Source organism: Kitasatospora sp. NPDC004531 (assembly GCF_053602195.1).
Genome location: NZ_JBSGDD010000059.1, coordinates 12,536 through 25,034, shown reverse-complemented (window position 1 = coordinate 25,034; position 12,499 = coordinate 12,536). Strand labels below are relative to the sequence as shown.

Here is a 12,499-nt window from a genome sequence, read left to right as displayed (position 1 = left end):
GGGCGGCTCAGATCGGCAGCGCGCCGAGCAGCTGGCCGGCCAGCGGGAGGTCCTTGGCCCCGCCGCCGGCGGACAGCGGCGAGGTGACCGTGCCGGTGCCGACCGGGCCGAGTCCGTTGTCGGGAACCACCGCGATGCCGTTGTTGAGCAGGTCGGCGGAGGAGTTGGCCCACGGGTCGAGCCGCAGGTCCTTGACCGGGGCGACCGCGTAGCCGAGCCCGGCGGTGGTGCCGCTGAGGGCCTGGTGGGCGTCGGTGGGTTGCAGGTGGGTGGTGGGCAGCGGGAGCCCGCCGAGCTGTTCGGTCTCGGCGTGGGCGGTCTGCGCGGTGGCGGCGCCGATCAGCAGCGCGGTGCCGAGCGCGGCCAGCGCGCCGGTGGTGGTCCGGGACATCGGCCATTCCTTCGGGGTGAGGTGGACGGGGACGAGCACTGCCCCCCGGCCGGTGGCCGAGGGGCAGTCTGCACGGGATCGACGATCGGCCGGACCGGTCAGTCGCAGTCCTCGACCGGCTCGTGGTGGTGGTGCGGGGGCTCCTCGGCCGGCGGCTGCTCGACCGGCACCGGCGCGGGCGGCGTGACACCGGCGTCGCCGTTGACGCAGGTGTTGCCGAAGGCCGGGTTCAGCACGCCGATGACGTTGATCGTGTTGCCGCACAGGTTGATCGGGACGTGGACCGGGACCTGGATCTGGTTGCCGGAGAGGACACCGGGCGAGTTGGCGGCGACGCCCTCGGCCTCGGCGGAGGCGTTGGCCAGACCGGCCGAGCCGAGGACCAGGCCGGCGGCGGCGATGGACAGGACCGCGGCCTTCTTGAAGTTGCGCATGAGGGTTGATCTCCTAGATCACAGCGGGCAGTTGGTGTGCCGCGCCGCCCGGGGGCAGCGCGGCACGGTGTGGCGTCGGGCGGGTCAGCCGCCGTTGACGCAGGTGTTGCCGAACGCCGGGTTCAGCAGCGCGATGATGTCGATCGAGTTGCCGCACAGGTTGATCGGGACGTGGATCGGGACCTGGATCTGGTTGCCGGAGAGGACACCGGGCGAGTTGGCGGCGACGCCCTCGGCCTCGGCGGAGGCGTTGGCCAGACCGGCCGAGCCGAGGACCAGACCGGCGGCGGCGACGGACAGGACCGCGGCCTTCTTGATGTGGCGCATGGTGGTTCTTCCTCACGTTCGGCCCGACCTCGACGGTCGGGTGTCGGGCGATCGCATCATCGCCCGCTGTTTTCGGGGTGTGCCGTGAATGTCACTCACGCGGCCCAGGGCCCGCGTGTCGCAGGCGGCCCGGGCAGCGCGGCGACCGTTCCTCACGGCGGGGGAGCGGTCGCCGGGGTGGCGTCAGCCCCCGTTGACGCAGGTGTTGCCGAAGGCCGGGTTCAGCGCGGCGATGATGTCGACGGTGTTGCCGCACAGGTTGACCGGGACGTGCACGGGGATCTGGATCTGGTTGCCGGAGATCACGCCGGCCGAGTTGGCGGCGACACCCTCGGCGTCGCTGCTGGCCGCGGCCGCGCCGGCGGCACCGAGCAGCAGGGTCGCGGCAGCGGCGGAGCCGAAGGCGCCGTAGGCGAGCTTGCGCATGATGCGGGTCTCATTTCTTGCGGTGGATCGGGTTTCGCCAGGAAGAACGAACCAGTGCGGCGGGGGAAACGGGCGGGATCGGCGTTCGTTCGAGCCGTTCACCCGAATGCTTGGGTTACGCCGGACGGGTGATTGTCGGAAGAGCATCGCAACTGATCCGGCGGGGCTTCGTTGGCCCAGTGCACGTCCCGTTGCTTCCTTCCGGTAGCCCCGGCGCGGCAATTGGAAGATCTGATTTATCGAGGAGACTCAAATGAGCATCAAGAAGGCTGCCGCGGTCGGCGCCGCTGTCGCGGGCATCGTCGCCGCCGGTGCGGGTTCCGCCATGGCGAGCAGTGAGGCCGAGGGCGTCGCCGCCAACTCGCCCGGCGTCGTGTCCGGCAACCAGATCCAGGTCCCGGTCCACATCCCGATCAACCTGTGCGGCAACTCGATCGACATCGTCGGTCTGCTGAACCCGGCGTTCGGCAACACCTGCGTCAACGGCGGCTGATCCGGCGGCCCCTGACGGATCCGAGCCGTCGCCCGCACCCCTTCCGGTGGTGCGGGCGGCGGCTCAACTGTGTTTGTTCGTCCTGGGTTTGACCGCGCGTGGCGGGCTCCGGCCGGATCGCGCCGCGAGTCTTGTTGTGTTACCTGTCAGTACCTAGCATGTGAGCCTGCCTCATGTTCGCCGGGTTCCGGCCCGGTTCCCCCACGCTCCGCGCCGTCCGGCACCCGCCGGGCGATCCCCCACCCTCGCAAGGAGTCATGAGTGTCCAGGACACCTATGGTTCGCCGCAGGCCCCCCGCCCTGCTCGCCACCGCCGCGCTGCTGGCCGCCCTCGGCCTCGGCTCCGGCCTCGGCGCGGCGGCCACCGCGCAGGCCGCCTCGCCCAGCGCGGGCAAGCCCGCCGCGATCGTCGCCCTCGGCGACAGCGCGATATCCGGCGAAGGCGCCGGCACCGACACCAACGACGACTACGTCCCCGGCACCGACAGCCCCACCAACTACTGCCACCGCTCCACCAAGTCCGAGATCTTCGTGACCCAGCTCCCCGGCGTCACCCCGATCGACCTGGCCTGCTCCGGCGCGCAGACCGGCGACCTGGTCAGCGACCCCGAGCTGGCGAAGATCACCGGACCGGGCAGCGGCGACTTCGGCGAGGCCAAGCAGGACGTCCAGCTGGCCGCGACGGCGGCGAACTACGACGTGAAGATGGTCGTCGTCACGATCGGCGCCAACGACGACTTCGACTTCGCGGGCATCATGATGTCCTGCCTCGGCCAGTACTTCCCGATCCCGCAGTCCCAGGGCTGCCGGGACACCATCGGCAGCGCCGAGATCACCAGGCGCGCCGCCGGGGTCAAGCCGAAGGTGACGGCCGCGCTCACCAACATCCGCAACACCATGCGCAAGGCCGGCTACTCCGACGACTCCTACCAGCTGGTCTACCAGTCGTACTTCAACCCGATCACGCCCGACATCCGGCGCAACGACTACGTCGGCAAGGTCGCGGACGGCTGCCCGGCCTTCCCCGAGGACCTCGCCTGGGGCCACAACTGGGTCGTCCCCACGCTGAGCGACGCGCTGCGCGAGGCCGCCTCCGCCGTGCCGGGCGTGCGCTACCTCGACCAGCGCCGGGTCGCCTTCGGCCACGAGGTCTGCGCGGAGTGGACCAGCTCGCCGTACGAGTACACCAACGGCGACGTGATCGACCTGTCGGAGACCACCCGCAACGGCTGCGACACCCCGATCTCCATCCCCGGCCTGTGCATGAACAACGTCCGGCAGTCGTACCACCTACGGGTCGCCGGGTACGCGGCCGAGGCGGCCTGCCTGCGGCAGTTCTACCAGCAGCCCGGGCTGGCCCAGGCGTTCTGCTCGCTGAACCAGCAGAACACCACCTCGATCACCGCGCTCACCCCCGGCAAGCCGTTCCCGGACGCGCCCGAGGACGGCGCCTGGTACCAGCTCACCAACCAGGCCGACGGCAAGGTGCTCGACCTCTCCGGCGGCGGCACCTACGGTGACTCCACCAACGGCCGGACCGCGATCACCTATCCGGCCGGCGGCGGGCTGAACCAGTCCTTCGTCTTCGAGATCAAGGCCGGCGGCTCCTACGAACTCGACTTCAGCGGCAACCGGGACATGTGCCTGGACGCCGCCGGGGCCTCCACCGCCCCCGGCACCCAGCTCCAGCAGTGGCGCTGCAACGGCGGCGGCAACCAGCACTGGATCCTCCAGCCGGTCGGCGACGGCACCTACAAGCTGGCCGACTCGCAGGACCCGACCAAGCTGGCCACCGCCTCCGCCAAGACCGACGCCAAGGGCAACTCGCTGGTCCAGCTGGCCGCCGACAACGGCTCCGCCGCGCAGCACTGGCAGCTGACCAAGCTCGGCATCGTCTACCTGCACGGCTGATCGGGAGCGGGCCGGCCCCCGGTCAGCCCGCGCCCAGTCGGGCGGCCGCACCCGGTGCCACCGGGTACGGCCGCTCCGGCGGCAGCAGCGCGGCGTCCCTGGTGGCGTGCAACTCCCGGGCCAGCGGCGTCAGATCCTCGATCCGCATCAGCCACTCGGCGGTGTAGCGGCGCACCAGCTCACCGCTCAGGCCCAGTTGCAGCGAGCGGTGCGGCAGCGGGCGGAGACGCAGGTCCCGCTCCGGGTCCCACTGGACGCGCGCACTGCTGCGCCGCAGCTCCCGCTGCCAGTCGGCCTTCGAGGCGTGCACGCCCGGCCGGTAGCCGCTGAGCACCGCCGCCTCCAGTGCGGCGTCGAAGCCCTGCCGGGTGATCACCACGCCGAGGATCCGCTCCTGGCCCTCGGCGCGCGCCCAGTCGCTGCGGTACATCAGCCAGCGGAACGACGGCTTGATCCACGTCATCCGGTCGTGCCGGAAGGCGTCGGGCCAGCGCCCCTCGGCCGCGGCGGGGTCGGCGATCCCGGGGCGGAACGCCTGGTAGACCGTCACCGTCCCGTCGTCGTAGCGGGCTCTGATCTGCCGCTTCGGTATCTCGTCCACCGCGCCATCCTGTCCGGGGCGGCCCGTGACCGCGCGCGAATTTCCGTTTGCCCCGGGCCTCGAAGGGGTCGGAGGATCGGCGGCATGGACCTGCTCGACCAGCTCGAAAACGACCGTCCGCTGGTGCCGTTCGCGGTGGACCGGGCGGCCGTCGAGGGTTGGCTGGGCGTGCGACTCCCCACTGACTACTGGGAGTTGACGCGGTTCGGCACGGTGGTGGTCGGCGGGGCGATCGTGCTGTGGGCGGCCGACCGGGAGTACCTCGGGGGGCTGCCGTGGACCAAGCACGACCTGCGGGTCGGCCTGCGCGAGGCCGGCCACCGGCCGCTTCGGCTGCACCCCGAACCAGGCGGGCTGCTGCCCTGGGGCGACACCGTGAACGGCCGGACGTCCCTGCTGTGGAACACCGCCGACCCCGAGCCGGACCGCTGGACGGTGGTGCTCTGCGACCCCACCCGATCCGAGCCGCTGCTCGACTCCGGGCTGACGCTGACCGCCTTCCTGGAGGCGGTGATCCTCGACCGGGTCGGTCACCTCGGCCCGCTGCCGGCCACGGTCGCGCCGCACTGGAATCCGCCGGTCGCCGGGATTCCGTCGCCGCGTCGCGAACCCACCGCCACCGGAAGGGAGTTCGCCCTGCGTGGCCCGGCGGGCCTGGCCGCGCTGCGGTTGCTGGTGCCGCCGCCCCCGGCGGCCGGCTGTGACTGGGAGCGGGTGTTCGACCGGCTGGGCACTCGACTGCCCTCCGACTACCGGGAGTTGATGGATGCCTATGGCGGTGGCTACTGGTCGAACTGGCTGCGGCTCGCCCCGCCCGGTGGACTGGCCGGGCTGCCCGAGCTGATCGGCCGGTCCGGGCCCGGCCCGTGCTGGCCGGAGCCGGGCGGCTTCCTGGTGATCGGATGGAGCATCGACAACGACCGGCTCGGCTGGCTGACCGTCGGGCCGGACCCGGAGGCCTGGCCGGTGGCGGTCCGTCCCCGGCACTTCCGCGAGGAGGTGCGGCTGTCCGGCAGTCTGGTGGAGGTGCTCGTCGAGTGGCTGCGGGGCGGGCTGGACGTGCCGGGGCTGCCGGGGCTGGAGCCGGACGACGACCCGTTCGAGTGTGCGGGGGTCGAGCCTTGATCGAGACCCCCCAACTGGTCTAGTCCTGTCGTTGACAGCGATGGCGGCCCGGGCCGACCATGTGAGCCGTCCCACCGTGCGCACTTGGAGGTTCCCCGTGCCCAGCCCCTCCGCGGCCGACTTCGTCGCCGCCGCCCATGCCGCCATCGACCGGGTCAGCGGCTCGCAGGCGGAGCAGGTGGCGCGGGCCGCCGAGCTGATCGCCGACGCGCTGGCCGCGGACGGCATCGTGCAGGCGTTCGGTACCGGGCACTCCGAGGCGTTCGCGATGGAGATCGCCGGGCGGGCCGGCGGGCTGGTGCCCAGCAACCGGATCGCGCTGCGCGACGTGGTGCTGTTCGGCGGGCGGCCGGTGGAGGTCCTGGACGGGTCCGAGCTGGAGCGCGACACCGAACCCGCCGCGCTGCTCTGGGAGTTGACCGACCCGCACCCGGCCGACGTGTTCGTGCTCGCGTCCAACTCCGGCGTCAACGGCTGCGTGGTCGAACTCGCCCGGCTGGCCAAGGAGAACGGCCACCCGCTGATCGTCGTCACCTCCGCCGAGCACACCGCCGGGGTGCGGCCCAAGCACCCGTCCGGACTGCGGCTGCGGGACTACGCGGACGTGGTGCTGGACAACGGCGCCCCGTTCGGCGACGCCGTGCTGCCGATGGCGGGCGGCGGCCTGGCCTGCGGCATCTCCTCGATCACCGCCGCACTGCTCGGCCAGCAGATCGTCGCCGAGGTGATCCGCCGGGTCGAGGAGCGCGGCGGCGTCCCGCCGGTCTACCTGTCGGCGAACATCCCCGGCGGCGACGAGCACAACAACCGGCTCGAAGCGCTGTACGCCGGCCGCATCCGCCGCACCGCATGACGCCCCCTCGGAAGCGCCTGGTGCTCGGCCTCGACGTGGGCGGCACCAGCACCCGCGCACTGGTCGCCACCCTGGACGGCGAGATCCTCGGGACGGCGCGCGGCGGCGGGGGCAACCCGGTCGCGCACGGGGCGGAGGCCGCCGTCCGGGAGATCGGCGGGGCCGTCCGCGCCGCACTGGCCGGGCTCGACCCCGGGCGCGTGGCGGCCGGGGTGATCGGACTCGCGGGCAACTCGCTCGCCCCGCCCGAACTGCTCGCGCTCTGGCCCGCCCTCGGGCTGACCGTCACCCCGCGGATGGTCGACGACGCCGAACTCGGCTACGCCGCCGGGAGCGCCGCCGCCTCCGGCAGCCTGCTGCTCAGCGGCACCGGCGCGATCGCCGCCGAGATCCGCGAGCACACGCTGCGCCGCACCGCCGACGGCCACGGCTGGCTGCTCGGCGACCGCGGCTCCGGCTTCTGGCTCGGCCGCGAGGCGGTCTCCGCCGCGCTCACCGCCGTGGACCGCGCGCTGCCGTACGACGGTCCGTCGCTGCGGCTGCCCGGCCTGGCCGGGGCGATCGCCGAAGCGCTGGCCGGGCCGGGCGGGCTGGGCCCGCAGCCGCGCGCCGCGCTGATCGCCGCCGCCTACGCGCAGGGACCGGCCCGGCTGGCCGGGTTCGCCCCGCTGGTGCTCGACCACGCGACGGCCGGCGACCCCGTGGCGCTCGCCCTGGTCGAACGGGCCGCCGACCACCTGGTCGACACCCTCGCGCTGGTCCGCGACCCCGGCTCCGCGCTGCCGCTGGTGCTGGCCGGTGGCCTGCTCGCGTCCAGGACCGCGCTCGCCGCGCGCCTGCGCCCGCGCCTGGCCGCCCGCTGGCCGGACGCGGTCGTCTCCACCGCCGGCAGCGGCGCCGGGGCCGCGGCCTGGCTGGCGGCCCGGAGCCTGGGGTGCGGGACGCGGGAGCTGCACGGCCGGCTGACCGCCTGAGCCGGTGGGCGCCCCGTCAGTGGCAGGTCATCGCGCCGGTGGTGAGCCGGTCGGCCGGGGTCTTCCGGGGGACGCCCTCCTCCGGGTGGCGGACCGGGCCGTGGTCGGGGCAACGGTCGGGGCCCGGGATCCGCTGCGCGCCGCGGCCGCGGCCGGGCCACCACAGGCGGGCGACCCGCCCGGTCGGCAGGGCGATCTCCGCCCACACCCACTTCCCGGTGCGCTTGCGGACCACGCCGTGGGCGAGGGCGAGTTCGGCGATCAGCAGGATGCCGCGCCCGGACTCGGACTCCCGGTCGGGGCGGCCGGCCACCGGAACGGCGGGGGAGGTGTCGTAGACCTCTATGACGGCCCGGTGGTGCAGCGGGTCGGCGTGCACGCCGACGGTGACGGCCGGGCCTTCGGCGTGTCGGACGGCGTTGCCGAGCAGTTCGGAGGTGACCAGATCGACCGTCAGCTGGGTGTCCTCGTCCAGTGGTGTGCCGCCCCAGGCGGTGATGAGAGCGCGGACCCGGCGGCGTCCGGTGGCGACGGTGGCGGGCTCGCGGGGCAGTGAGAACCATCGACGGTGCACGGACATGGCGGGCTCCTCACGCGGTATCGCTCGATGAACGCTCGTGGAACGGGAGACTCGGCAGCCGATATGAGGGTATGTCAGATTCTTGCATCTCTAGACAAGCTGAAATCTCTAGAGATGTCAATGCATCGGGGGGTACACCGTGCGTAGGATGTCTAGAGAGGGGAAGGAAACCCGCCGCCATGACCAGTCACCCCCGCGCCACCCAGCCCAAGTACCAGCGGATCGCCGAGGACCTCAAGCGCGACATCGACTCCGGCCGCTACCGACCCGGTGACCGACTCCCGGGCGAGAACGACCTGATGGTGACGTACGGCGTGGCCCGGATGACGGCCCGCCAGGCGCTCGGCGTCCTGCAGACCGAGGGGATCGCGGAGGCCCGCAAGGGGGTCGGGGTCTTCGTCCGGGAGTTCCGGCCGATAAGGCGCCGCGGCATCCAGCGGCTGTCCGGCCGGAACTGGGGCAGCGGCTTCTCGGTCTGGTCGGACGACATAGGGCCACGCGACCTGACGGTGGACCAGCTGACCGTCGACGAGCGCGAGGTGCCCGAGCAGATCGCCGCCGTGCTCGGCCTGAAGGCCGGCGAGTCCGCCTGCGTGCGCAGCCGGCGCTTCGTGCTCGACGGCAAGCCGGTGCTGCTCTCCGAGTCGTACCTGCCGGCCGCGCTGGTGGCGGGCAGCCGGATCACCGACCCCGACACCGGCCCCGGCGGCACCTACGCCCGGCTCGCCGAGCTCGGCCACAAGCCCGTGCACTTCCAGGAGCACATCCGCTCCCGGATGCCCGCCGGCGACGAGGCCGAACGCCTCGCCCTCGCCCCCGGCACCCCGGTCTTCCTGGTGCACCGCACCGCCTTCGCCGAGGACGGCCAGGTGGTGGAGTTCAACGCGATGGTGCTCGACTCGTCCTCGTACATCCTCGAATACGACTTCGACGCCTGACCGCCCACAGTCGGGCGCAGTTGTCCACAGGCCTGTGGACAAGTGCGGGCGGGCTAGCCGTGGCTCCAGCGGAACTCGACCTCGGGGAAGCGCGGCGAGGGGCTGTCGAGCAGTGGTGCGGGCCGGTGCCGCAGGAAGTGGTCGAAGTGGGCCCGGGTGTAGCCGCGGACGAGTTCGGTGGTGCGGGCGGGGGCGAGCGTGCCGAACAGCGCCGCGTACGTGTCGGCCGGCAGGTGCTGCGGCAGTCCGCCCGGGACGGCCGCGTGCGGGAGGTCGGTGAAGCTGAGGTGGCCGGTGCCGTGGAAGCGCAACTGGCGTCCCCAGCCGCGCTGGTGGTCGCGCCAGCGCTGCCAGGTGTCGTGGTCGGCCAGTGAGGTCAGCAGCAGGAACGGGCGGTCCAGGCCGAGTTCGGGCACCGGGGAGCCGAACAGGCCGCCGTCCAGGTCGAGCCCGGCAGCGAAGCGGCTGTCCTGACGGAGCGCCTCGGCGGCCGCCGCGCCGCCCATCGAATGGCCGAGCACGCCGATACGCCGGTCGTCCGCGCGCGGCAGGCCGGGGCGGCGCGGCAGGTTCCGGCGCTCCGTCAGCGCGGTGGCCACAAACCGCAGGTCGTCGACCCGGGTCGCGATCTCCTTGCGCTCGGTGGCGCCCCAGTCGGCCGGGTCGTCGGACAGCACACTGCGCACCAGGCGGCCGTCGGGGAACTCCACCGCGGAGGCGTCGTACGTGTGGTCGACGGCCGCGACCAGGTAGCCGTGGGCGGCGAGCTCCTCGGCCAGCGCGGTGCAGTTGCTTCGCCCGCCCTTGCGCCCGTGCCCCAGCAGCAGCAGCGGGAGGGCGCCGGGCACGGCGGGCGCACCGGCGCGCGCGGTCGGGCGCACGGCGGCGAGGGTGCCGGTGTCCAGCGACAGGAACTCCTCCAGCACCGCCGCGACCCTCGGCGTGGTGTACGGCGCGCGGTCGTACGCGTCGGCGTCGAGCGCCGGGTACCAGAGCTGGACCATGAGCTCACGCGGCCCGGGGCTCGGCGCGAACGGGTCCTGCCGGGCCCGGTCGACCAGGTGCAGGGCGACGGTGCCGACCGGTCGGCCGCCGGTCGGGCCGGGCAGCCCGATCGGCGGGGCGGGCGCGGCCGAGGCCGACCGGCCGGGAAGCGCGAGAGCGGCGGTGCCCGCCCCGGCCGCCACCAACAGTGATCGTCGCCCGATCATCGTCCACCCCCGGAGCTCGGCCCTGCCTGACGGCTCCTCACGCTAGAGGTCTCGACCGCGCCCGGCCAGAGGGCGTCCCCGGCGGTCGGGCGCGCCCCCGGGCATCAGCTCAAGTGCTCCCGGGCATCAGCTCTCGTACTCGGCGACCACGCTCGCCCGGGCCAGCGCGTGGAACCCGAGCGTGCCGCTGATCGCCGCCGCCGAGGTGTCCGCGTCCAGGCCCAGCGAGTCGACGCCCAGCGCGTGCACGGTGAAGACGTACCGGTGCGGGCCGTGCCCGGGCGGCGGGGCCGCGCCGCCGAAGTCCCGGGTGCCGTAGTCGTTGCGGCCGTGCACCGCGCCCGCCGGTAGCCCGGGGAACTCGCCGCTGCCCGCGCCGGGCGGCAACTCGGTCACCGTCGCCGGAAGATCGAACAGCAGCCAGTGCCACCACCCGCAGCCGGTCGGCGCGTCCGGGTCGAAGCAGGTCACCGCGAAGCTCCGGGTCTCCGCCGGGAACCCGGACCAGCTGAGCTGCGGCGAGCGGTTCCCGCCCTGGTACACCTGCTCCGCGCCCAGCCGGCCCCCGTCCGTCACCTCCTCGCTGACCAGCGTGAACGTCGGGACGGGGGGCAGGAAGGCGTGCGGCAGCGGTGGCCTGGCGGATGCAGACATGAGGTCCCCCGTGGGTGGTGTGTCGACGGATGCTCCGCGACCTTAGTGGGCGGCCGCTTGTCCGCCAAGATCCTTGACTGGAGCCTGGAGTGACCCATCGTCGGTGACAGGCGACGAAATTCGCTTGCGCCGTACGGGAATTGGTAGAGACCTTTGGGCGTTGCTGCCGCCGTCGCCGAGGGAGTCCGCGCCGTGGACGGGATCTTCGCCCGTGAGTACCGGGCGGTCACCGCCTGCTTCACCGCCCTCATGTTCCTGACCGGATTCGCCGCCCTGGCCGTGGTGCCCACCCTGCCGACCGCCGCCGCCGACCTGCACGGCGTCCCGCTGTTCCCGCTGGTCGCGGGCTGCTTCGTGGCGGCCGGCCTGCTCGGAGGCGTCCTCGGCGGCACCTGGTCGGACCGCGCCGGAGCCCGCGACCCGCTCGCCGCCGGCCTGGTGCTCACCGTCGTCACCCTGCTGGTCTCCGCCGCCAGCACCTCGATCTGGCAACTCGCCGCCGGACGCTTCCTGGACGGCCTCGCCGCCGGCATGGCCGCCGTCGCCGTCAACGCCGCCATCGGACAGGCCTACCCCGAACACCTCCGGCCCCGGGTGCTCGCCCTGATGAGCGCCTGCTGGGTGATCCCCTCCCTGGTCGGGCCGCCGATCGCCGGGCTGGTCTCCGAACTCTGGTCCTGGCGCGCCGTGTTCTACGGCCTGGCCGCGCTGACCGCGCTGCCCACCGTCCTGCTCGTCCCCGTGCTCCGCCGCCACGCGCTGCCGCGCACCCTCGACGAACACCCGCCCCGCCCGCCGCTGCTCGTCGCCGTCGTGGTCAGCGTCGGTGCCGCCCTCGGCCAGTACGGCGTCTCCGGCCGGGACGCCCGGCACCTGCTCTTCGTCGCCGTCGGCGCCGCCCTGCTGATCGCCTTCGCCCCGCGCCTGCTCCCCGCCGGCACCTGGCGCGCCCTTCGCGGCCTGCCCACCACCGTCCTGCTGCGCGGCCTCTCCTCCGGGACGTTCTTCACCCTGGAGGCCTACGTACCGCTGCTGCTGATCACCGAACGGCACGTCAACCCGATCGTCAGCGGCCTCGCCTTCACCGGCGCGGCCGTCGCCTGGGCCGCCGGCTCCTGGGCCCAGGGCCGCCTCTTCACCCGCACCCCGCGCCACCGCGTGGTCGCCCTCGGCGCCCTGGTGATGTCCGCCGCCGTCACCCTCGCCGTCCTCGGCACCCTGCCCGGCATGCCCGCCCTCACCGCCGCCCCCGCGATGCCGATCGCCGCGATCGGCATGGGCCTGCTCTCCCCGGCCCTCACCGTCCTCTCCCTCACCCACAGCCCTGCCGGCCGCGAGGGCCACACCAGCAGCGCCATGCAGACCAACCAGAACCTCGGCCAGGTCGGCATCCTCGCCCTCGCCTCCGCCGTCCTCAACGCCTGCCTCTACCTCGGCACCGGCCAACTCACCGGCTACGCCACGGCATTCGCCCTGCTGGCCGCCCCCGTCGCCCTCCTGATCCTCCTGTCCCCCCGCGCCCGCGCCTAGGGCCTGTCGGGGGACGCGGTCGCGCCGCTCGCGTTCCGCCCCCGGGGGCTC

General features: G+C 73.6%; 15 protein-coding genes. 7 read left to right on the top strand and 8 right to left on the bottom strand.

The genetic code is table 11. The features are described 5' to 3' along the window. Nucleotides 1–7: 7 nt before the first annotated feature. From ACWEMJ_RS22510 to ACWEMJ_RS22495, 4 genes are all read right to left on the bottom strand, one after another. Nucleotides 8–391: a hypothetical protein gene (locus ACWEMJ_RS22510; RefSeq protein ID WP_452138883.1), complete on the bottom strand. Its 384-nt coding sequence runs from the start codon at nt 389–391 to the stop codon at nt 8–10. A 98-nt stretch (nt 392–489) separates the two neighbouring features. After that, entirely contained in the window at nt 490–825 is a 336-nt protein-coding gene (locus ACWEMJ_RS22505; RefSeq protein ID WP_452138882.1) for a chaplin, read from the bottom strand. Nucleotides 826–909: 84 nt separating this feature from the next. Then, nucleotides 910–1,152 carry a chaplin gene (locus tag ACWEMJ_RS22500; protein WP_452138881.1) on the bottom strand — a complete coding sequence of 81 codons (243 nt, stop codon included), beginning with the start codon at nt 1,150–1,152 and terminating at the stop codon, nt 910–912. A 183-nt stretch (nt 1,153–1,335) separates the two neighbouring features. Further along, on the bottom strand, nt 1,336–1,578 hold the full coding sequence (locus ACWEMJ_RS22495; RefSeq protein WP_452138880.1) for a chaplin: 243 nt from the start codon (nt 1,576–1,578) through the stop codon (nt 1,336–1,338). A 253-nt stretch (nt 1,579–1,831) separates the two neighbouring features. Here ACWEMJ_RS22495 and ACWEMJ_RS22490 point away from each other — a divergent pair, with 253 nt between their 5' ends. Together ACWEMJ_RS22490 and ACWEMJ_RS22485 are read left to right on the top strand one after the other, a co-directional pair. Next, nucleotides 1,832–2,071: a chaplin gene (locus tag ACWEMJ_RS22490; protein ID WP_452138879.1), complete on the top strand. Its 240-nt coding sequence runs from the start codon at nt 1,832–1,834 to the stop codon at nt 2,069–2,071. Between the two features lie 261 nt (nt 2,072–2,332). Next, complete coding sequence (locus ACWEMJ_RS22485) at nt 2,333–3,982, top strand: RICIN domain-containing protein (RefSeq protein WP_452138878.1); 1,650 nt, start codon at nt 2,333–2,335, stop codon at nt 3,980–3,982. Nucleotides 3,983–4,004: 22 nt separating this feature from the next. On the opposite strand, the gene ACWEMJ_RS22480 is transcribed toward ACWEMJ_RS22485, so the two are convergent. Continuing rightward, nucleotides 4,005–4,583: a DUF4291 domain-containing protein gene (locus tag ACWEMJ_RS22480; protein ID WP_452138877.1), complete on the bottom strand. Its 579-nt coding sequence runs from the start codon at nt 4,581–4,583 to the stop codon at nt 4,005–4,007. An 84-nt stretch (nt 4,584–4,667) separates the two neighbouring features. Here ACWEMJ_RS22480 and ACWEMJ_RS22475 point away from each other — a divergent pair, with 84 nt between their 5' ends. The 3 genes from ACWEMJ_RS22475 to ACWEMJ_RS22465 all read left to right on the top strand — a co-directional run bounded on the left by ACWEMJ_RS22475 (nt 4,668) and on the right by ACWEMJ_RS22465 (nt 7,535). Next, the gene (locus tag ACWEMJ_RS22475) at nt 4,668–5,708 is read left to right on the top strand and encodes an SMI1/KNR4 family protein (protein WP_452138876.1); all 1,041 of its coding nucleotides are present in this window, start codon (nt 4,668–4,670) and stop codon (nt 5,706–5,708) included. 97 nt (nt 5,709–5,805) lie between these two features. Next, nucleotides 5,806–6,561 (top strand): sugar isomerase domain-containing protein, encoded by a 756-nt coding sequence (locus ACWEMJ_RS22470; RefSeq protein WP_452138875.1) that lies wholly within the window; start codon nt 5,806–5,808, stop codon nt 6,559–6,561. Next, complete coding sequence (locus ACWEMJ_RS22465; RefSeq protein ID WP_452138874.1) at nt 6,558–7,535, top strand: N-acetylglucosamine kinase; 978 nt, start codon at nt 6,558–6,560, stop codon at nt 7,533–7,535. The genes ACWEMJ_RS22470 and ACWEMJ_RS22465 overlap by 4 nt, the downstream gene beginning before the upstream one ends. A gap of 16 nt (nt 7,536–7,551) precedes the next feature. On the opposite strand, the gene ACWEMJ_RS22460 is transcribed toward ACWEMJ_RS22465, so the two are convergent. After that, a complete protein-coding gene (locus ACWEMJ_RS22460; protein ID WP_452138873.1) occupies nt 7,552–8,115 on the bottom strand; it encodes an ATP-binding protein in 564 nt (187 codons plus the stop codon). Between the two features lie 179 nt (nt 8,116–8,294). Between ACWEMJ_RS22460 and ACWEMJ_RS22455 the strand changes: the two genes are divergently transcribed. Continuing rightward, on the top strand, nt 8,295–9,053 hold the full coding sequence (locus tag ACWEMJ_RS22455) for a GntR family transcriptional regulator (protein ID WP_452138872.1): 759 nt from the start codon (nt 8,295–8,297) through the stop codon (nt 9,051–9,053). Between the two features lie 53 nt (nt 9,054–9,106). On the opposite strand, the gene ACWEMJ_RS22450 is transcribed toward ACWEMJ_RS22455, so the two are convergent. Then, nucleotides 9,107–10,264 carry an alpha/beta hydrolase gene (locus tag ACWEMJ_RS22450; RefSeq protein WP_452138871.1) on the bottom strand — a complete coding sequence of 386 codons (1,158 nt, stop codon included), beginning with the start codon at nt 10,262–10,264 and terminating at the stop codon, nt 9,107–9,109. A gap of 126 nt (nt 10,265–10,390) precedes the next feature. Beyond that, entirely contained in the window at nt 10,391–10,918 is a 528-nt protein-coding gene (locus ACWEMJ_RS22445; RefSeq protein WP_452138870.1) for a YbhB/YbcL family Raf kinase inhibitor-like protein, read from the bottom strand. Between the two features lie 249 nt (nt 10,919–11,167). Between ACWEMJ_RS22445 and ACWEMJ_RS22440 the strand changes: the two genes are divergently transcribed. Beyond that, on the top strand, nt 11,168–12,448 hold the full coding sequence (locus ACWEMJ_RS22440) for an MFS transporter (RefSeq protein WP_452138907.1): 1,281 nt from the start codon (nt 11,168–11,170) through the stop codon (nt 12,446–12,448). Nucleotides 12,449–12,499 lie beyond the last annotated feature (51 nt).

Coding starts and splice junctions, on each gene's coding strand:
- ACWEMJ_RS22460 (WP_452138873.1), bottom strand. CDS start 8,115: ATGTCCGTGCACCGTCGATGGTTCTCACTGCCCCGCGAGCCCGCCACC.
- ACWEMJ_RS22475 (WP_452138876.1), top strand. CDS start 4,668: ATGGACCTGCTCGACCAGCTCGAAAACGACCGTCCGCTGGTGCCGTTC.
- ACWEMJ_RS22440 (WP_452138907.1), top strand. CDS start 11,168: ATGTTCCTGACCGGATTCGCCGCCCTGGCCGTGGTGCCCACCCTGCCG.
- ACWEMJ_RS22505 (WP_452138882.1), bottom strand. CDS start 825: ATGCGCAACTTCAAGAAGGCCGCGGTCCTGTCCATCGCCGCCGCCGGC.
- ACWEMJ_RS22500 (WP_452138881.1), bottom strand. CDS start 1,152: ATGCGCCACATCAAGAAGGCCGCGGTCCTGTCCGTCGCCGCCGCCGGT.
- ACWEMJ_RS22450 (WP_452138871.1), bottom strand. CDS start 10,264: ATGATCGGGCGACGATCACTGTTGGTGGCGGCCGGGGCGGGCACCGCC.
- ACWEMJ_RS22510 (WP_452138883.1), bottom strand. CDS start 391: ATGTCCCGGACCACCACCGGCGCGCTGGCCGCGCTCGGCACCGCGCTG.
- ACWEMJ_RS22455 (WP_452138872.1), top strand. CDS start 8,295: ATGACCAGTCACCCCCGCGCCACCCAGCCCAAGTACCAGCGGATCGCC.
- ACWEMJ_RS22445 (WP_452138870.1), bottom strand. CDS start 10,918: ATGTCTGCATCCGCCAGGCCACCGCTGCCGCACGCCTTCCTGCCCCCC.
- ACWEMJ_RS22490 (WP_452138879.1), top strand. CDS start 1,832: ATGAGCATCAAGAAGGCTGCCGCGGTCGGCGCCGCTGTCGCGGGCATC.
- ACWEMJ_RS22465 (WP_452138874.1), top strand. CDS start 6,558: ATGACGCCCCCTCGGAAGCGCCTGGTGCTCGGCCTCGACGTGGGCGGC.
- ACWEMJ_RS22495 (WP_452138880.1), bottom strand. CDS start 1,578: ATGCGCAAGCTCGCCTACGGCGCCTTCGGCTCCGCCGCTGCCGCGACC.